The 18,628-nt window shown below is 61.0% G+C and carries 19 protein-coding genes; 14 read left to right on the top strand and 5 right to left on the bottom strand.

What is annotated here, in order from left to right; translation table 11 throughout:
- Window positions 1-39: 39 nt before the first annotated feature.
- From J2046_RS00740 to trmB, 13 genes are all read left to right on the top strand, one after another.
- Entirely contained in the window at window positions 40-606 is a 567-nt protein-coding gene (locus J2046_RS00740; RefSeq protein WP_210047906.1) for a NifU family protein, read from the top strand.
- Between the two features lie 19 nt (window positions 607-625).
- Complete coding sequence (gene tsaB, locus J2046_RS00745) at window positions 626-1,294, top strand: tRNA (adenosine(37)-N6)-threonylcarbamoyltransferase complex dimerization subunit type 1 TsaB (protein WP_210047908.1); 669 nt, start codon at window positions 626-628, stop codon at window positions 1,292-1,294.
- A gap of 6 nt (window positions 1,295-1,300) precedes the next feature.
- Window positions 1,301-1,795, top strand: a complete 495-nt coding sequence (locus tag J2046_RS00750; RefSeq protein ID WP_210047910.1) for a GNAT family N-acetyltransferase — start codon at window positions 1,301-1,303, stop codon at window positions 1,793-1,795.
- Between the two features lie 39 nt (window positions 1,796-1,834).
- Window positions 1,835-2,263 (top strand): Fur family transcriptional regulator, encoded by a 429-nt coding sequence (locus tag J2046_RS00755; RefSeq protein WP_210047912.1) that lies wholly within the window; start codon window positions 1,835-1,837, stop codon window positions 2,261-2,263.
- Window positions 2,260-3,063, top strand: coding sequence for a lyso-ornithine lipid O-acyltransferase (gene olsA, locus J2046_RS00760; protein ID WP_210047914.1), 804 nt, complete (start codon window positions 2,260-2,262; stop codon window positions 3,061-3,063). The genes J2046_RS00755 and olsA overlap by 4 nt, the downstream gene beginning before the upstream one ends.
- 104 nt (window positions 3,064-3,167) lie before the next feature.
- Window positions 3,168-4,580 (top strand): tRNA (N6-isopentenyl adenosine(37)-C2)-methylthiotransferase MiaB, encoded by a 1,413-nt coding sequence (miaB, locus tag J2046_RS00765; RefSeq protein WP_210047916.1) that lies wholly within the window; start codon window positions 3,168-3,170, stop codon window positions 4,578-4,580.
- A 21-nt stretch (window positions 4,581-4,601) separates the two neighbouring features.
- A complete protein-coding gene (locus J2046_RS00770; RefSeq protein WP_210047917.1) occupies window positions 4,602-5,657 on the top strand; it encodes a PhoH family protein in 1,056 nt (351 codons plus the stop codon).
- A gap of 15 nt (window positions 5,658-5,672) precedes the next feature.
- Window positions 5,673-6,182 carry an rRNA maturation RNase YbeY gene (gene ybeY, locus J2046_RS00775; RefSeq protein ID WP_210047934.1) on the top strand — a complete coding sequence of 170 codons (510 nt, stop codon included), beginning with the start codon at window positions 5,673-5,675 and terminating at the stop codon, window positions 6,180-6,182.
- A 9-nt stretch (window positions 6,183-6,191) separates the two neighbouring features.
- Window positions 6,192-7,394 carry a hemolysin family protein gene (locus tag J2046_RS00780; protein WP_210047936.1) on the top strand — a complete coding sequence of 401 codons (1,203 nt, stop codon included), beginning with the start codon at window positions 6,192-6,194 and terminating at the stop codon, window positions 7,392-7,394.
- A 94-nt stretch (window positions 7,395-7,488) separates the two neighbouring features.
- Window positions 7,489-9,087 carry an apolipoprotein N-acyltransferase gene (gene lnt, locus J2046_RS00785; protein ID WP_210047938.1) on the top strand — a complete coding sequence of 533 codons (1,599 nt, stop codon included), beginning with the start codon at window positions 7,489-7,491 and terminating at the stop codon, window positions 9,085-9,087.
- Window positions 9,088-9,239: 152 nt separating this feature from the next.
- Window positions 9,240-9,659, top strand: a complete 420-nt coding sequence (locus J2046_RS00790) for a helix-turn-helix domain-containing protein (protein WP_037159150.1) — start codon at window positions 9,240-9,242, stop codon at window positions 9,657-9,659.
- 186 nt (window positions 9,660-9,845) lie between these two features.
- Window positions 9,846-11,105: a methionine adenosyltransferase gene (metK, locus tag J2046_RS00795; protein WP_210047940.1), complete on the top strand. Its 1,260-nt coding sequence runs from the start codon at window positions 9,846-9,848 to the stop codon at window positions 11,103-11,105.
- 84 nt (window positions 11,106-11,189) lie between these two features.
- Window positions 11,190-11,891 (top strand): tRNA (guanosine(46)-N7)-methyltransferase TrmB, encoded by a 702-nt coding sequence (trmB, locus tag J2046_RS00800; protein ID WP_210047942.1) that lies wholly within the window; start codon window positions 11,190-11,192, stop codon window positions 11,889-11,891.
- 4 nt (window positions 11,892-11,895) lie between these two features.
- On the opposite strand, the gene J2046_RS00805 is transcribed toward trmB, so the two are convergent.
- Together J2046_RS00805 and J2046_RS00810 are read right to left on the bottom strand one after the other, a co-directional pair.
- Window positions 11,896-12,153, bottom strand: coding sequence for a BQ00720 family protein (locus J2046_RS00805; protein WP_037159144.1), 258 nt, complete (start codon window positions 12,151-12,153; stop codon window positions 11,896-11,898).
- 45 nt (window positions 12,154-12,198) lie between these two features.
- The gene (locus J2046_RS00810; RefSeq protein WP_210047950.1) at window positions 12,199-12,627 is read right to left on the bottom strand and encodes an Hsp20 family protein; all 429 of its coding nucleotides are present in this window, start codon (window positions 12,625-12,627) and stop codon (window positions 12,199-12,201) included.
- 201 nt (window positions 12,628-12,828) lie between these two features.
- Between J2046_RS00810 and J2046_RS00815 the strand changes: the two genes are divergently transcribed.
- Window positions 12,829-13,770, top strand: a complete 942-nt coding sequence (locus J2046_RS00815) for a nucleoside hydrolase (RefSeq protein ID WP_210047952.1) — start codon at window positions 12,829-12,831, stop codon at window positions 13,768-13,770.
- Window positions 13,771-13,846: 76 nt separating this feature from the next.
- Here the strand turns inward: J2046_RS00815 and J2046_RS00820 are convergent, their stop codons facing one another.
- From J2046_RS00820 to J2046_RS00830, 3 genes are all read right to left on the bottom strand, one after another.
- On the bottom strand, window positions 13,847-16,201 hold the full coding sequence (locus J2046_RS00820) for a methyl-accepting chemotaxis protein (protein WP_210047954.1): 2,355 nt from the start codon (window positions 16,199-16,201) through the stop codon (window positions 13,847-13,849).
- Between the two features lie 196 nt (window positions 16,202-16,397).
- Window positions 16,398-17,297, bottom strand: a complete 900-nt coding sequence (locus J2046_RS00825) for a ribokinase (protein WP_210047956.1) — start codon at window positions 17,295-17,297, stop codon at window positions 16,398-16,400.
- A gap of 49 nt (window positions 17,298-17,346) precedes the next feature.
- Window positions 17,347-18,540 carry a DNA recombination protein RmuC gene (locus J2046_RS00830; protein ID WP_210047958.1) on the bottom strand — a complete coding sequence of 398 codons (1,194 nt, stop codon included), beginning with the start codon at window positions 18,538-18,540 and terminating at the stop codon, window positions 17,347-17,349.
- Between the last annotated feature and the right edge of the window lie 88 nt (window positions 18,541-18,628).

Consider the following 18,628-nt stretch of genomic DNA (forward strand, 5'->3'; position numbering starts at 1 on the left):
TTCTAAATTGGCGGGCGCCGCGCCCCCGGGAGAAACGAGATGTTCATTCAGACGGAAGCCACGCCGAATCCGGCGACGCTCAAGTTCCTGCCCGGCAAGGTGGTCATGGAGCGCGGAACCGCTGATTTCCGCAACGCCGACGAGGCGGAAGCCTCTCCACTCGCCTCGCGCCTCTTTGGGATCAGCGGCGTGTCCGGTGTCTATTTCGGCTACGATTTCATCACGGTCTCTAAGGAAGATGCCGAATGGCAGCACCTGAAGCCGGCGATCCTCGGTTCGATCATGGAGCATTTCATGTCCGGCCAGCCGGTCATGGGCGGCACCTCGACGCTCGCCGAGGCGCTTGATCAGGAAGGTGAATTCTTTGACGAGGATGACGAAACCGTCGTCGCCACCATCAAGGAATTGCTCGAAACCCGTGTCCGCCCGGCGGTCGCCCAGGATGGTGGCGACATCACCTTCAAAGGCTATCGCGACGGGACGGTCTACCTCAACATGAAGGGTGCATGCTCCGGTTGCCCGTCCTCAACGGCGACGTTAAAGCACGGCGTGCAGAACCTGCTGCGCCATTTCGTTCCCGAAGTGCAGGCGGTCGAAGCCCTCTGAGCGCTTCGCCGGCACTTTCATGATCGTCTTGGCCATCGATACCGCCGGAGTGGATTGCTCCGCTGCGCTCTATGACAGTGCAGCGGAGCAGATTCTGTCGGCGGTTACCGAAACGATCGGCAAAGGCCATGCGGAACGGCTGATGGCCGTGATCGACGCAGCGCTTGCCGCCGCCGATCTGTCGCTCGATGCCGTGGAGCGTGTTGCGGTGGTGATCGGCCCCGGTTCATTTACCGGAATTCGGGTCGGCGTTGCTGTTGCCCGGGGTCTGGCACTCGCGCTGGGCGTCGAATCGGTCGGCGTGACGACCCTGGAAACGCTGGCGCGCGGCTACCTTGCCGATCATCCGGGCAAACCGGTTGTGGCGGCCATGGATGCCAAGCGCAATGAGGTCTATGCTCAGGCCTTTGCCGCCGATGGTCGGCCGCTCAGCGAACCTGCCGCGCTTTCGCCGGAGGGCGTCTCGAAACTCGTGGAGAAGCTGGCTGCGGCCGCGACTGGCTCGTGGGCCGAGCACTCCCCGGTCAAGGCAGAGGGCGGATTTGAAGGACGGGACCGTTTCGACATCGCGACGGTCGCGCGGGTCGGCGCGGAAAAACCGGAAGGTGCAGGCCGGCCCAAACCATTGTATCTTCGTGGACCCGATGCCAAGCCGCAGACGGGATTCGCACTACAGCGCCGTTCGTGAATACCGATGCTCGACGATTACCTGACCTGGAAGCCTTTTTTCGAAGTTGTGCCGATGGAGATTGGCGACTGTGCGGAAGTCTCAGAGCTTCACGGCCAGCGTTTTCCGCGGCAGTGGAGTGATGGGGAGTTCCAGAACCTGCTTCTGCAGCACAATGTCTTCGGTTTCATCGCGCGCCAGACCAACGCCTTCTTTTCGAGACCGCTCGGCGGTTTCGTGCTGTCGCGGGAAGCGGCGGGCGAGGCGGAGATCCTGACGGTTGCTGTCAGCGAGAAGTCCGGCCGCCAGGGGCTCGGCTGGCGGCTCATGCAGGCGGCGCTCAGGGAGGCGGCGGCGCGCGGTGCCGAAAGCATGTTTCTGGAGGTTGAGGCGGCGAATCACGCCGCGGTCGGGCTCTACCGCAAGCTTGGTTTTCAGAAGGTTGGCGAGCGGCCGGCCTACTATACCGGCCCCGACGGGACGCGTTCCATGGCGCTTGTCATGAGCCGCGTTCTTCGCTAGTCCCTTGTTTTGTACTGGAACGTTTCGAAGGCCACCGACATGACAGACCTTTCCAAGACCCTGGAGGAGCTGTGTGCCGAAAAGGGCATGCGAATGACGGACCAGCGCCGTGTGATTGCCCGTATCCTGCAGGAATCCGACGACCATCCGGATGTCGAGGAACTCTATCGCCGCTCTTCGAAGGCTGATCCGCGCATTTCGATCTCCACTGTGTATCGAACGGTGAAACTGTTCGAGGACGAGGGAATCATCGAGCGGCACGATTTCCGCGACGGTCGCTCGCGCTATGAGACCGTGCCGGAAGAGCACCACGACCACATGATCGATCTCAAAACCGGCAATGTCATCGAATTCCGCTCGGCGGAAATCGAGGCGCTGCAGGAGCGCATTGCCCGCGAGCACGGCTTCCGTCTCGTCGGCCACCGGCTGGAGCTTTACGGCATCCCGCTGGACAAGGACGATAAGTGATCACCTGGCTGCGGATTGGCATCGTTTTTGTCGTCCTTTTCGCAGTCACGCTGATCCTGTTGCCGTTTCAACTGATCGGCCTCGCGTTCGACCTCAGAATCCGCCGTTATATTCCGCGCTACTGGCATCGGGCCGCCTGCTTTCTGCTCGGCGTCCGCATCCATGTCCACGGAACGATCGATCGGCGCCGGCCGCTGATGCTCGCCTCCAATCACGTCTCATGGAAGGACATCCTGGTTCTGGGTGCGATTGCCGATGTCGTCTTCATCGCCAAGATGGAGGTGTCGGAATGGCCGATCTTCGGCACGCTCGCCAAGCTGCAGAAGAGCATTTTCGTGGTCCGCGAACAGAAGCGCCGCACGGGCGATCAGGTGAGCGAAATCGCCGAGCGCCTGGCAGCGGACGAGATCGTCGTGCTCTTTCCCGAGGGAACGACCTCTGACGGCAACCGGCTTCTGGAGGTGAAATCCTCGCTATTCGGCGCGGCAGCCGCCGCGGTTCCCTTTACGAAGCAGGGCGTGGTCCATGTTCAGCCGGTAGCGATCGCCTATACCCGGGTACACGGCATGGCGATGGGCCGTTATCACCGGCCGATCGCCGCCTGGCCGGGGGATATAGAACTCGGGCCTCATCTGCTGGGCGTCCTGAAGGAGGGTGCGCTCGATGTGGACGTGGCTTTCGGTGAAACGATCGATTTCCGCACCGGCGACAACCGCAAGCATCTGAGCCAGGCGGTGACGAGCCGTATCCGGCGCATGCTGCTGAAGCATCTGCGCGGCCGGGATTATGAGACGCTTTAGTCACTGAGGCAGGCCAGAGGGGGCGGACACGGCACGACCTTCACTATTCGGCCTCCATAACGAAACGCTTCATTTCCGGGCGTTCTTGCGATATGGAAGCGCCTATGAACGAACACGTTACTCTTTCTACCCCCGCCGAACAGACGGTCGAGCGCCCGAACAGCCGCAAGGTCTTCATCAAGACCTATGGCTGCCAGATGAACGTCTACGATTCGACCCGCATGGGTGATGCACTGGCCAGCGACGGCTATGTGACGACGGAAGACATGGCCGAGGCGGACCTGATCCTGCTCAATACCTGCCATATCCGTGAGAAGGCGGCCGACAAGGTCTATTCGGCGCTCGGCCGTCTGCGCGACATGAAGACAGCGCGCGCTGCGGAAGGCAGGGAACTGATGATTGGCGTCGCCGGCTGCGTCGCGCAGGCGGAAGGTGAAGAGATCATCCGTCGGGCGCCCGCGGTTGACGTGGTCATCGGACCGCAGACCTACCATCGCCTGCCGGAGGCCTTGAGGCGCGCCCGTGCCGGGGACCGGGTGGTCGAGACGGACTATGCCGTCGAGGACAAGTTCGAGCACCTGCCGGTAGCGGAGCAAGCCAAGATCCGCTCCCGCGGCGTCACGTCCTTCCTGACTGTGCAGGAAGGCTGCGACAAGTTCTGCACCTTCTGCGTCGTGCCCTATACGCGCGGTTCGGAAGTCTCCCGCCCGGTCCGGCAGATTCTCGACGAAGCCCGGCGGCTGGTCGACGGCGGCGTGCGCGAGATCACGCTGCTTGGCCAGAACGTCAACGCCTGGCGCTCGGAAGGCCCGAAGGGCGGCGAATGGGGGCTCGGCGATCTTCTCTACAGCCTTGCGGAAATTCCGGGGCTTGCCCGGCTGCGCTATACGACTAGCCACCCGCGCGACATGGACGACAGATTGATCGAGGCGCATCGCGATCTCCGCGCCCTGATGCCCTACCTGCACCTGCCGGTGCAGGCCGGTTCCGACCGCATCCTCAAAGCCATGAACCGCCGCCATACAGCCGAGGAATATCTGCGCCTTATCGATCGTATCCGTGCCGCCCGGCCGGATATCGCCATGTCCGGCGACTTCATCGTCGGCTTCCCGGGCGAGACGGACCGGGATTTCGAAGACACGATTCGTATCGTCGAGGAGGTGAATTATGCTCAGGCCTTCTCGTTCAAATATTCGCCGCGTCCGGGCACGCCTGGTGCCGACCTTCCTGACCATGTCCCGGAAGAGGTGAAGGCTGAGCGACTCGAAAGATTGCAGGCGCTCCTCTTGAAACAGCAGGCTGCCTTCGCCAAATCCTGTGTTGGAAAGGTCATCGACATCCTGCTTGAAAAGCCCGGCCGCAACCCCGGACAAGTGATTGGACGTTCGCCTTGGCTACAGTCTGTGAATGTTGATGCAAAAACATCGCAAATCGGTGACATTATCCAGGTGCGAATCATCGGAAGCGGTCCGAACAGCTTGTTCTCCGAGCCGATACAGAGTTTAATAGACTACTAAATTACTAAGGAGCGAGCCTGCTTGAACGGACGTGAATTGGTTTCTTCATCCGCGCGACAACCCCGATCCGCTGCCACCGACGCCAATCACTTTGTCCTGACGTTCGAGAACAATCGGTTCGCCAGCGAGCTTTTCGGACAATTCGACCAGAACCTGAAGCTGCTCGAGGAGCGGCTTCGCATCGATGCTCGCCCGCGTGGCAACTCGGTCGCGATTTCCGGAGATTTAACGGCCACCAACCAGGCGCGCCGTGCGCTGGATTTCCTCTACGAACGGCTGCAGAAGGGTGGTTCGGTCGAAGCCTCCGATGTGGAGGGCGCGATCCGCATGGCCCAGGCGACGGACGATCAGTTGACCTTGCCGACCCTGGAACGCAAAGCAAAATTGTCGATGGCGCAGATTTCCACCCGCAAGAAGACGATCCAGGCGCGTACGCCGACCCAAGACGCCTATATGCGGGCGCTGGAACGCTCGGAGCTCGTCTTCGGCGTCGGTCCTGCCGGCACCGGCAAGACGTATCTTGCCGTCGCGCATGCTGCCCAGCTTCTGGAACGTGGTGCGGTCGATCGCATCATACTGTCGCGCCCGGCTGTCGAAGCCGGCGAGCGCCTCGGCTTCCTGCCGGGCGACATGAAGGAGAAGGTCGATCCTTATCTTCGGCCGCTTTATGACGCGCTCTATGACATGATCCCGGGCGACAAGGTGGAGCGGGCAATCACTGCCGGCGTTATCGAGATTGCACCGCTCGCCTTCATGCGCGGCCGCACACTGGCGAACGCAGCGGTCATCCTTGACGAGGCGCAGAACACCACCTCGATGCAGATGAAGATGTTCCTGACGCGTCTCGGTGAGAATGCCCGCATGATCATCACTGGCGATCCGAGCCAGGTCGACCTGCCGCGCGGCGTCAAGTCCGGCCTGGTCGAGGCGCTGCAAATATTGAAGGGCGTCGAGGGGATTTCCATCGTCCGCTTCAAGGACACCGACGTCGTCCGCCATCCGCTGGTCGGCCGAATCGTGCAAGCGTATGACGCGCAATATGCCGTCCAGGAGGAAAGCGAGGACCTCGACCGTTAGGTCGAGACCGAAGCGATGTCCAAGCTCGACATACAGATCACCGTGGAAAACGAGGGCTGGCGCGACGAGGCCGCCCTTTTCCTGCTGAGCGAAAGGACACTGGGCGCAGCGGCAGAGCTGCTCGCCGACGAGGAAAAGCAGCCCTTCCCGGAAATGGCTCCGGAACTGTCGCTGGTCTTTACCGATGACGCGTCGATCAGGGAAATCAATGCGGAATGGCGAGGCAAGGACACGCCGACCAATGTCTTGTCTTTTCCTGCTTTTCCGCTCAAGCCAGGTGATATGCCGGGACCGATGCTCGGCGATATCGTCATCGCCCGCGAGACCGTTGAACGCGAAGCGGTTGATCTCGAGAAGACTTTCGAGGATCATCTGACCCATCTGCTGATCCATGGTTTCCTGCATTTATTCGGCTACGACCATATGGAAACGGATGAGGCGGAAAGAATGGAGCGGCTTGAGACTCGCATTTTGGCCGTGCTCGGCCTATCTGACCCCTATGCGGGACAGGATCCGATAGTATAGTCTGGAACAATGAGCGATTTTTCGACAAACCCGGCCCGAGAGGGCAAGGACGGTGACTCCAGCTCCTCGGAAGAGGGCAGTAGTCCGGCCAAGACGGAAACCCAACCCAAACAACACCACAGCTCTTTCTGGTCGCGCGCCTTGAGGTTGCTCAGACCCTCGCAGGGCGAGAAGCTGCGCGAGGACCTCGCCGACGCGCTGATGACCGATACCAATGTCAGCAACGCCTTTTCGCCCGAAGAGCGGGCGATGCTGCACAATATCCTGCGTTTCCGGGAAGTTCGCGTCGAGGACATCATGGTGCCGCGCGCCGATATCGAAGCCGTCGACATGACCATGACCATCGGCGAACTGCTGATCCATTTCGAGGAAACCGGCCGTTCGCGCATGCCGGTCTACAGTGATACGCTCGACGATCCCCGCGGCATGGTGCATATCCGCGACCTCCTGTCCTATCTTGCCAAGCAGGCTCGCAACAAGCGCCGGACAAGCGCACGCGCGGCACCTTCACGTGCCGCACCGACTCAGCCGATGCCGCTTGCCGCCGACAAGCCGGAGAAGGCGGAAAAGCAGGTACGCACGCCACGGCCTGCTTTCGACCTCGGGCGGGTTGATCTCGAACAGACGGTTGCGGAGGCAGGCCTGATCCGCAAGATCCTGTTCGTGCCGCCGTCGATGCTCGCATCTGACCTGCTTCAGAGCATGCAAGCGGCCCGCACGCAGCTTGCTCTTGTCATCGACGAATATGGCGGCACCGATGGTCTCGTCACGCACGAAGACATCGTCGAGATGGTGATCGGCGATGTCGAGGACGAGCACGACGACGAGGAGGTCATGTTCTCCCGCCCCGGCGATGACGTCTTCGTGGCCGATGCCCGCATCGAACTCGAGGAGATCGCCCAGGCGATCGGCCCCGATTTCGACATCAGGGATCGTCTTGAGGATGTCGATACGCTGGGCGGCCTGATCTTCTCCGCGCTTGGCCGCATTCCGGTGCGCGGCGAGGTCGTGCAGGCGGTGCCGGGTTTCGAATTCCAGATCCTCGAAGCCGATCCGCGCCGCATCAAGCGCGTCCGCATCATGCGCAAGCGGGCAGGTGCCCGCCGCCGCCTGAAAGGCGACGGCGAAGCGCTGCTCGCCGATCAGACGCCGGCCATGCTGCTGCCGCCACCCTCCGCTCCGAGCGCAGACCGGTCCAATCACCAGGCTTGAGCGATTCCGCCAGAACGTTCCTTTTTGACCTCACGACAAGTCAGCCGTTTTTTGGAAGACTGCGACGGCTGATTCGAGGAAAAAGGGGAAGTCCATGGAGCGGCTGGCGGGCAGGATCATACTTCTCTGGGGTTTCCCGCGAGCCATTGTCGCTTTCCTGGCCGGCGCCGTTGGCGCTTTAGCCCTGCCGCCCTTCGGGTTCCTTGCGGCACTCTTCATCTCCTTCACGCTGCTCGTCTGGCTGATGGACGGCTCGACCGGCAATCCGGACGGAGGTCTGTTCTCCCGGTTCCGCTCTGCCTTCTGGCTCGGTTGGTTCTTTGGTTTCGGCTATTTCGTAGCCGGCCTCTGGTGGCTCGGTAATGCGCTGCTGGTGGAAGCCGATGAGTTCGCCTGGGCATTGCCGCTTGCGGTCCTCGGCCTGCCGGCCTGTCTCGCCCTTTTTTATGGTCTCGCAACGGCGATCGCCCGGATGTTCTGGTCGGACGGCTTCGGACGGATCGCGGCGCTCGCCTTCGGTTTCGGGCTTGCCGAATGGCTGCGCAGCTTCGTTGCCACCGGCTTCCCATGGAATGCGATCGGTTATGGCGCCATGCCCATACCTTTGATGATGCAATCCGCCGTGCTCGGCATCTACGGAGTCACCGTGCTCGCGGTCTTCGTGTTCTCGGCACCTGCTTTGATCGGCACGAAGAAAGGCATGCGGCTCGGCCTGTCGCTGGCGGCTTTGCTCTTTTGCGCCCATCTTGGCTTCGGCGCCTACAGGCTTTATCTGGCGGATTCCGCTCCTGCCGCGCCTGCGGAAAACCAGATGGTGGTCCGCATCGTCCAGCCGGTGATCGACCAGGCCCGGAAGATCGAAGATTCCGACCGCGCTGAAATCTTCGAAGAACATCTGGCCCTCTCCGCCCTGCCTCCGGAAAACGGCGGCAAGCGGCCGGATATCATCGTCTGGCCGGAAACGTCCATTCCGTTCATCCTCACCCAGAACCCGGACGCATTGGCCCGTATCGCCGAGATGCTTCAGGGCGGTCAGGTCCTTATTACTGGCGTGGTGCGGTCGGAAGAGACCGGTCAGGGTTTCGCGCCGCGCTACTACAACTCGATCTACGTGATCGACAGCGAGGGGCAGATCGTATCCGCTGCCGACAAGGTGCATCTCGTCCCGTTCGGGGAATACGTCCCTTACGAGGACATGTTGCGCAGGCTCGGCATCCCCGAGGCGGTTGCCATGCCGGGCGGCTTCAGCGCCGCGCCCGTGCGGGCGATGCTGACGCTGCCCGGCGGCCGGGTTTTCTATCCGCTGATCTGCTATGAGGCGATCTTCCCGCAGGAGATCGGCGAAGACGTGGAGCGGACGAGCGCGCTTCTCAATGTCACTAATGACGGCTGGTTTGGAGCGACACCCGGCCCATATCAGCATTTCCAGCAGGCTCGGATCCGTGCCGTCGAAAACGGCCTGCCGCTGATTCGTGCGGCGAATACCGGTATTTCGGCCGTTGTCGACCCCTACGGAAGACTAATAAGGGGGATGGACTACAATCAAAAAGGTGTGATAGATGCAACTGTGAGCAGCATTCTCGTTCCGCATTGGGGCGAGGATACTCGTCAAAATTACTTCTGGTTGGTGCTGGCATCTATGTTACTGATTGCAGTGGTCTCGCGTGCTGGTTTTAATTTCCGGACGAATTGACCAAAAACCCCTAAAATTGCATAGTGGTCCTGGCCTTTCGTCTCGCCATATGCTTCACACGTTGAGCCTGCAGTGACCAATCGCGCGAAGTGTATCTCCACACGCAGACCGGGTTGTGAAGATTGAACCGTTAACTTCGTCAGGACATCGTTATGATTGAAAATAAAAAGAAGCCGAACCCGATAGACATTCATGTCGGAAGTCGGATTCGCCTTCGTCGGACCATGCTTGGAATGAGCCAGGAAAAATTGGGCGAAAGCCTTGGCATTACTTTCCAGCAGATCCAGAAATATGAGAAGGGCACCAATCGCGTCGGCGCAAGCCGCCTGCAGAATATCTCGAGCATCCTCAACGTGCCGGTTTCCTTCTTCTTCGAGGATGCTCCGGGCGAGCAGTCGGGCGGTCAGGCCGGCATGGCGGAAGCGTCAAGCTCCAACTATGTGGTCGATTTCCTGTCGTCTTCCGAAGGCCTGCAGCTCAACCGGGCTTTTGTGAAGATCTCCGACCCGAAGGTGCGCCGACGTGTGGTCGATCTCGTCAAGGCGCTGGCGGCGGATGCCGAAGTGGAATAAGGCGGATTCAGTAGGATTTCGCAAGCGGCCTCAGGGCCGCTTTTTTTTGCTCATTTTCTGGCGCCCAGGTGCTGCTTGCGTGTTGAGATTGTACACATAAAGATATATTTATGTCGTTGTACGCTTGTTTTTATCGGCGGAAGCCACTAACACAGGCTCGTTCGTTTCTTTGAGGGGAATCCCGTAATGCGCCCAAGTTACCTGTTCACCAGCGAGTCCGTCGCCGAAGGCCATCCGGACAAGGTTTGTGACCGTATTTCCGATGAAATCGTGGATCTTGTGTACCGCGAAGCGGTCAAGACCGGCGTCGATCCGTGGACGGTGCGCATCGCCTGCGAGACGCTCGCGACCACCAACCGCGTGGTCATTGCCGGTGAGGTTCGCCTGCCGCCAAGCCTGATGAAGAAGGACAAGCAGGGCAAGGACGTCATCAACCCCTCGAAATTCAAGTCGGCCGCCCGCAAGGCGATCCGCGACATCGGATATGAACAGGACGGCTTCAACTGGAAGACGGCGAAGATCGACGTATTGCTGCACTCGCAGTCTGCCGATATCGCGCAAGGTGTCGACAGCGCCGCCGACCAGCAGGGCGACGAAGGTGCCGGCGACCAGGGCATCATGTTCGGTTATGCCTGCACGGAAACCCCGGATCTTATGCCGGCGCCGATCTACTATTCCCACAAGATTCTCCGGCTTCTCGCCGAAGCCCGCAAGAAGGGCGAGGGCGAAGTGGCCAAGCTCGGCCCGGACGCCAAGAGCCAGGTGACCGTCCGTTACGAAAACGGCAAGCCGGCCTGCGTCGATTCGATCGTGCTTTCCACCCAGCATCTCGACGAGAGCTGGGATTCCAAGAAGGTCCGCGCCGTCGTCGAACCCTATATCCGCGAAGCGCTCGGCGACCTGAAGATTTCCGACGATTGCAAGTGGTACATCAACCCGACCGGCAAGTTCGTCATCGGCGGCCCGGACGGCGATGCCGGCCTCACCGGCCGTAAGATCATCGTCGACACCTACGGTGGTGCGGCTCCGCATGGCGGCGGCGCCTTCTCCGGCAAGGACACCACCAAGGTCGACCGTTCGGCAGCCTATGCGGCCCGCTATCTGGCGAAGAACGTCGTTGCCGCCAGCCTTGCCGACCGCTGCACGATCCAGCTTTCCTATGCGATCGGCATTGCCCAGCCGCTGTCGATCTACGTCGACCTGCACGGCACCGGCAAGGGCGTGACGGAAGATCAGATCGAGGCTGCAATCCGCAAGGTCATGGACCTGTCGCCCTCGGGCATCCGCCGCCACCTCGACCTCAACAAACCGATTTATGCCAAGACCTCGGCCTACGGCCACTTCGGCCGTAAAGCGGGCCGCGATGGTTCCTTCTCCTGGGAGAAGACCGATCTCGTCAAGCCGCTCAAGGATGCGCTGAAGGAAGAGATGCTGAAAGCCGCCTGATCGGCCTTTACGGATCGCTGAAGAAAACTGTAAAGCGGGTGCCTCCCTGAAGGAGACGCCCGCTTTTATCGTGAGAGAGCAGCCATGACCGAACAACCGCACCCGAGCCGCGCCACCGAAGCGTTCTTCGGACGTCGCAAGGGCAAGCCGTTGCGTGAGCGCCAGGCGGAGGGTCTGGCGACGCTCCTGCCGGCCTTGAGGCTTGATCTTCAAGCCCCGGCTCCGGCAAGACTGTCTGACCTGTTTCCCGTCCCGGTGGACGAATTGCGGCTGGAGATCGGTTTCGGCGGCGGCGAACATCTCATCCATCGCGCCCAGGAAAGCCCGAGAACGGGCTTCATCGGCGTGGAACCCTTCGTCAATTCCATGGCGAAGCTTCTGTCGCGCGTCGATCAGTTGGGTTTGAAGAATATCCGGGTCTATGACGACGATGCGACCCAGGTGCTGGATTGGCTGCCGGATGCTTCGCTCGATCGTGTGGATCTGCTCTATCCGGATCCATGGCCGAAGCGCAAGCATTGGAAAAGACGGTTCGTATCCGAGGTCAATCTCGACCGCTTCCATCGCGTGCTGAAGCCGGGCGGCCTATTCTGCTTCGCATCCGACATCGACACCTATGTCAACTGGACGCTGATCCATTGCCGCGATCATGGCGGCTTTCAATGGCTGGCGGAGCAATCTTCCGACTGGCTGACCCCCTTCGCCGGCTGGCCAGGAACGCGATACGAAAACAAGGCCCGTCGCGAAGGCCGCTCCTCGGCCTATCTGACCTTCAGAAGGATCTGAAAAGTCAGTGCAGACTGACGGTCTTCAGGTCGTCCTCAGCAGCCTTGAAGAAGGTGCTGGAACGGTTGTCGGTCAAGAGGATCGGCGTGCCATCGGCGCCGAACAGGGCCCAAAGGTCGAGATTGGGATCGATTTCAGGGGCTTCGGGGAAACAACGGGACACTTCATCCGACCGCATCTTGCGAATATATCCAACCTCTCCAGTACCCAGATGAGCGAGTTCGGACTGCGTCAAACGCGTATTCGCTTCTTTCAGGAGCATTCCAGCCTCCAGTATTGAGGATGCAACGGCATTAATGCCGTTGACCTACTCTGAGACGGAAATGTTAATTTTTCGCACCATACGTTCCGGCTCGGGGCGGATGAGGTCGATCGACAGGAGGCCGTTCCTGAGTGAAGCACCGGAGACCTGCATGCCGTCGGCGAGCACGAACACACGCTGGAACTGACGGGCTGCAATGCCTCGGTAGAGATAATTCCGGTCGCCCTGTTCCACCTGGCGCCCGCGAATGACGAGTTGGTTCTCCTCGATCGTCACATCGAGCTCGGATTCGGAAAAGCCGGCGACCGCAACTGTAATGCGAAGCCGTTCCGGCGCGCCGGACGCATCCGCCTGGATGCGTTCGATATTGTAGGGCGGGTAGCCGTCATTCGCCTTCGCGAGGCGCTCGAGGGTCTTTTCCATGGAGTCGAAGCCCAAAAGCAGCGGGCTCGCAAATGGCATCATTCGGCTCATCGTGCAGTCCTTGTAACAAGCGACCCTATCGGCGCCCGAAATTCGGCGCGCCAACTCGCAAACTTATATGGGGAGTTGCAGCAAAGACCGCAAGAATGAATCCGGTTCGTCGGTGATTGCAGTCCTTCCATATAGGCCCGCCCGTACTTGACAATCTGTAGGAGCAGGGCCAACAAGCCCCGGCAAAATCAGGGGCATGCCATGGAACGCAGAAAGATCATCATCGATACCGATCCGGGCCAGGATGATGCCGCTGCGATCATGCTGGCTTTTGCGAGCCCGGCGGAACTGGACGTGCTCGGCCTCTGCGCAGTCGCCGGAAACGTGCCGCTTTCCTATACCAGCCGTAACCTCAGGATCGTCTGCGAACTTTGCGGCAGGCAGGATGCGGCGATCTACGAGGGGGCCTCGAAGCCGACCGTACGCCCGCAGGTGACGGCCGAGCACGTCCACGGCAGGACAGGTCTCGACGGCGCCGAACTGCCTGAGCCGATGATGCCGGTGCGCAGCACCCATGCGGTGGATTTCATCGTCGAGACATTGCGCTCCGAGCCGGTCGGAACGGTGACGCTTTGTACCCTCGGGCCGCTCACCAATGTGGCGCTGGCGCTTCAGAAGGCGCCGGACATAGCACCGCGTGTGAGGGAATTGGTGATGATGGGCGGTGGCTTCTTCGAGGGCGGCAACATCACGCCCGCTGCCGAGTTCAACATCTATGTGGATCCGGAAGCGGCGAAGGCCGTCTTTGCCTCCGGTATCCCGATCGTCATGATGCCGCTCGACGTCACCCACAAGCTTTTGACGACCAAGGCTCGTGTCGGAAAGATTGCGGCACTTGGGACCGGGCCGGCACAGGTGCTGGTCGACTGGCTTGCGTTCTTCGAGCGATTCGACATCGAAAAATACGGCTCCGATGGCGGGCCGCTGCATGATCCGACCGTGATTGCCTATCTGCTGAAGCCCGAACTCTTCTCGGGGCGCGATTGCAATGTCGAGATCGAAACGCGGTCGGAGCTGACCGCCGGCATGACCGTCGTCGACTGGTGGCGGGTGTCCGGCCGCAAGCCCAATGCCAAGGTCATGCGCGATGTGGATGCCGACGGCTTCTTCGCACTGCTGACGGAACGTGTCGGCCGGCTTTGACCAGCCTCACTTTAGGTACAGAAAAGGCCGCCGGATACTGACCGGCGGCCACCATTCAGGCTTTTTGCATTGGCAATCAGAACTCTTCCCACTCGTCTGCAACGGAGGCGGATCCCACAGCAACGGCCGCCTTTGGAGCAGGCTTTGCACGTGGTGATGCTGGAGCAGGTCGATTTGCCTGCGGCGCTCGCATGGACTGTGCGACCTGCCGCAATGCCTGCGGTGCGCTCTGAACCTGGCCCGTGGTATGCATCGAGACGCGGAAGCGGGCTACCAGCGACCGCAGCGTTTCCGCCTCATTGCTGAGTACGGAACTTGCCGCGGTGGTTTCCTCCACCATGGCGGCGTTCTGCTGCGTCACCTGATCCATCTGGTTGACGGCGGAGTTGATCTCCTTGAGACCGGCTGCCTGTTCGCTGGCGGAAGCGGAGATCTGACGGATCAGCCCGTTGATCTGCATGACCTGGACGGCGATCTTCTGCAGCGCATCGCCCGCCTTTCCGACCAGGTCCACTCCCTCGCCGACCTGGGTTGTCGATGTGTTGATGAGGGCTTTGATCTCCTTGGCGGCATTGGCAGAGCGCTGCGCCAGCTCGCGCACTTCCTGCGCAACGACGGCGAACCCCTTTCCGGCCTCACCGGCGCGGGCCGCTTCGACGCCGGCGTTGAGCGCAAGCAGGTTGGTCTGGAAAGCGATTTCGTCGATGACGCCGATAATGCGGGAAATCTCCTGCGAGGACTGGGCAATGCCCTGCATCGAGGCGACCGCTTTTTGTACCACCTCACCCGACTTTTCCGCATCGTCACAGGCGAGGTTGACGGTGGAGGCAGCCGAACCCGCATTTTCAGCGCTGGAATTCACCTGGGCGGTGAGCTCGTTGAGCGCTGCAGCGGTCTCTTCCAGGCTCGACGCCTGCTGCTCGGTCCTGCGCGACAGATCCTGTGCGCTGGCGGCAATTTCGCGGGTACCGTTGCCGATGTTGTGCACGGTGGAATTAACGGTCGCGATCGTGTCTTCGAGGCTTTCCAGCGCCCGGTTGAAGTCGGTCTTCAGCTTTGCGTATTCGCCTGGAAACTCTTCCTGGACCCGGTAGCCGAGGTTGCCGTTCGAGAGTTCCGCCAATCCCTTGGCAAGGGAGGCCACGATGCGTTGCTGTTCAAGAGCGTTGGCTTCCCGCTCGTTTTCCGAACGGCTCCTCTCGTTTTCGGCAGCATTGCGCTGAGCTTCGGCCTCGGTTTCCAATCGGCGGCCGTCGGCCAGCGTATGCCGGAAGCCTTCGAGCGATTGGGAGAGCGAGCCGATCTCATCGTTCCGGTCCTGGCCTTCGACCGGCTGCTCGAAACGGCCCTGGCTGAGAAGATCGACGCTTCCGAGCAGCGCGCCCAAAGGACGACGCACGAAGACGGTACTGCCGAAATAGAGGGTCGCAATGCAGGCGCCCATGATGACGATGCCGCCAAGAACCATCATCCACGTCTGATCCTGGACAGGCGCAGCGATGACGCTGTGGGGCACGTCGATGACGATCGCCCAGGTGGTGTTGAGGTCAGGTACCGTGAATGGGTAGACGACGCGCTCGTAGGGTTCCGAAGCATCGGCCGAGAGATTGTCGAGCTGTACGGGCTTGTCAGCCCTCAGCGCGGCGAGAAGCTCGCTCGCCTTTTCTCCTTCCACCGGCTTCATCATTTTGTCCGGATGGACCGGGACAATCCAGTTGCCACCCTGGGACACGAGAAGGACACGGCCGGAACCGAAGGGTTTCATCGCCTGCAGCTTCTTCGAGAGGGTTGCGAGCGACACATCGAGACCGGCAACACCGAGAAATTTCGAGCCTGAGAAGACCGGATAGGCGATCGAGCTCATGGCGGTTGCGTCGCCGGTCGTGCTTTCCACGTAAGGCTGGGTCAGCGAGCCCTTCTTGGAGTTGGCGGCCAGCGCGTACCACTCCGCCTGGGTGTCGATGTCGAAAACGCTGTAGGCGATATCGCCGGTGCGGCTCTTGGTCCAGTAGGGTGCAAGTTCGCCCTTCTTGTTCGCCCCCATCTCCTTGTTTCCGACAAGGTCGGCGTTCTTGCCGTCGAAGGTGCCGGGCGCTTCTGCGAACCAGCTGCCATAGGCGAATGCGTTCTGCTCGAGATTGGCCTTCAGGGCATCGACCACGCCCTTGCGATCGAGGTAATCGCCCGCATGGCCGCGACCGATCACGCCGGCGATCGATCGGGCGGCGCCCGCGAGTTGTCCCATGTCGACGGCGACTTCGTTGGCGATCGAGCGAGCCTCGGCCTCGGCCTGGGCCATGGTGAGCGATAGGACGCGACTGCGTGTCTGGGAGATCAGGAATAGGTTGGAGATGACGAGAACTGCAGCGATTGCCAGGCTCGTCACCAGGATCAGCTTCGTGGACAGGGACTTGATCTTCAGCGGAAACATGAGCTCGCGCCTTCAGCAGGTATCAAAAAGGGGAATATTCACCTGGAGACGCCCCGTCATGGAGCTGCCGCGGAAGGAATGGATGGCGAATCCACTGCCGCGGAGGTGTTGGCGACACCCTAGGATCGATATCTTAACTTTGACTGAAATCAGCGGAGCCGGAATTTACATCGCAACAGCATGGTTGCCGCCTGCTTCAGACTCGGCGATCGACCTGATCGGCGAGCGGGATGGACGGCTGCGCACCGCGGACAAGGCAGGCGAGCGAGCCGGCAACCGCCGCCCTGCGGAGTGCTTCGGCAAATTCCAGTCCCTGTTCCAGGCTGGCGGCCAGGTAGCCGCAGAACGTGTCACCCGCCCCGACGGTATCGACCGGTTCGATCTTGAGGCCTTCAGCAGAAAAGAACCGACCCTCACGGACGGCTACGACACCATCGCCGCCGAGTGTCACCACAAAGGTCTGGCCGGTTTCCGAATGCAGCTTTTCCAATGCGACCTTGCGCACGGCGGCATCCGGAATCGGATGCCCCGCAAGAAGCTCGAATTCCGTCTCGTTGGCGACCACGATGTCGGCCAGCCGGGCAAGCCGTGCAGCGTCATCCGTCAGCGGCGCTGTATTCATCAGCGTTACAATCCCCTTTGTGCGTGCCGCCTTGAGGGCCGCTTCCACCGTGGTGGCCGGAATTTCGAGTTGCAACATCAGGAAGTCGCCGGTCTGCATGGTTTCGACTGCCGCGTGGGCCTGTGCCTCACTCACGGTGCCGTTGGCGCCGGGCACGACCGCGATCATATTCTCGCCTGTGCCGCCGACAAGGATCAGCGCCGTGCCGGTCGGCGTGCTGACATGCGCGACGGCGGACAGATCGACCTTGGCTTCATCGAGAAGGGCGAGTGAGGGTCCGGCAAAGCTATCTTCGCCGACGGCTCCGACCATCCTCACCGTGCTTCCGGCGCGCCGTGCCGCAAGCGCCTGGTTGGCGCCCTTGCCGCCGGCCGCCGTTGCGAAGCTCGTTCCTGCAACGGTTTCACCGGGCTGCGGAAGGCGTTCGGTCGTTGCGGTGAGATCCATGTTGATGGAGCCGAGGACGGTGATCATGGGCAGGCCTGCTTGCTGGTGTAAAGTCGCGCGACACTGCCCGAGAGCGTTACTCCTCGTCAACCACCCTGAGCTTGAGCAGGCCGGTGCGGCTTTCGACGACCTTGGCCTGCGGCGCGTCGCGGGATGCTTCGGCGTCTGCCGGCGCTTCCAGTTCCAATGCCTCGATCCTGGCGCCACGGCGATTGAGCTTGTCGGTGGACGTGATGATCTGCTCCACATCCTTCTGAGCGGCGAGGAAATGCGCCTGAAGTTTGCGGGTCCTGTCGTCGAGCCGGGCCAGATCCTCCACCAGAAGAGCCACCTCGCCCTGGATGAGATGCGCCTGTTCGCGCATCCGCTGATCTTTCAGGACCGCCTGGATGACCTGGATCGACAGCATCAGGAGAGAAGGCGATACGAAGACCACGCGGGCGCGTTGCGCCTTCTGCACCACGCCCTCGAAATGCTCGTGGATCTCGGCAAAAATCGATTCCGACGGCACGAAGAGGAAGGCCATGTCCTGGGTTTCGCCCGGCAGGAGGTATTTCTCGGAAACGTCTTTGATATGCACGTCCAGATCGCGGCGGAACTGCTGCGCAGCCGCCCGTCTCGCTTCCGGTGCGGCAGCCTCGCGAAAGGCGTTCCAGGCCTCCAGCGGGAATTTGGCATCCACTGTCAGCGGGGGTGCGCCGTTCGGCATCTTGATTAGGCAGTCGGGTCGGGTGCTGTTGGAAAGCGGGGTCTGGAAGGAATAGGCACCGAGCGGCAGGCCGTCCGCGACGATCGCCTCCATCCGCCCCTGGCCGAAAGCGCCGCGCGTCTGCTTGTTCGACAGAATCGCCTGCAACCCGACGACATCCTTGGCAAGCGTCTGGATATTATTCTGGGCGGCGTCGATGACGGCGAGTCTCTCCTGAAGCCGGCGAAGATTCTCATGCGTCGACTTGGTCTGTTCGGTAATCGTCGCGCCGATCCGGTGCGTCATGCCGTCAAGACGCTGGCTGACCGTCTGGTTGAGTTCCGATTGCCGCGTCGAAAGCGTCTCCGCCATGGCCGACAGCCGGCCCTGCATCTCACTCTGGGCGCGAAGGAGTTCGGAAAGCCTTGCTTCCGCCTCGACCGCCTGCCGGGCGATTTCCCGCTGGCGACTGTTAATAAAAAATGCCGCAAGCAGAACAAGTATCACCGCCGCTGCGGCTGCAACGGCCACAGCCTGCTGGTCGGCCAGAAGCGCGGGGAGGCGTGCGAGAAGATCATCCATGGCGGGAAGCTAACAGAATTCCGCGGCTTGAAAAGATCAAAACGTGAACATTATATAAAAAAGCGAAGCGATCCCTGTTCCTTCCGAA

Origin of the sequence: Neorhizobium petrolearium (assembly GCF_017873175.1) — a bacterium.
Taxonomy (GTDB): domain Bacteria; phylum Pseudomonadota; class Alphaproteobacteria; order Rhizobiales; family Rhizobiaceae; genus Neorhizobium; species Neorhizobium petrolearium.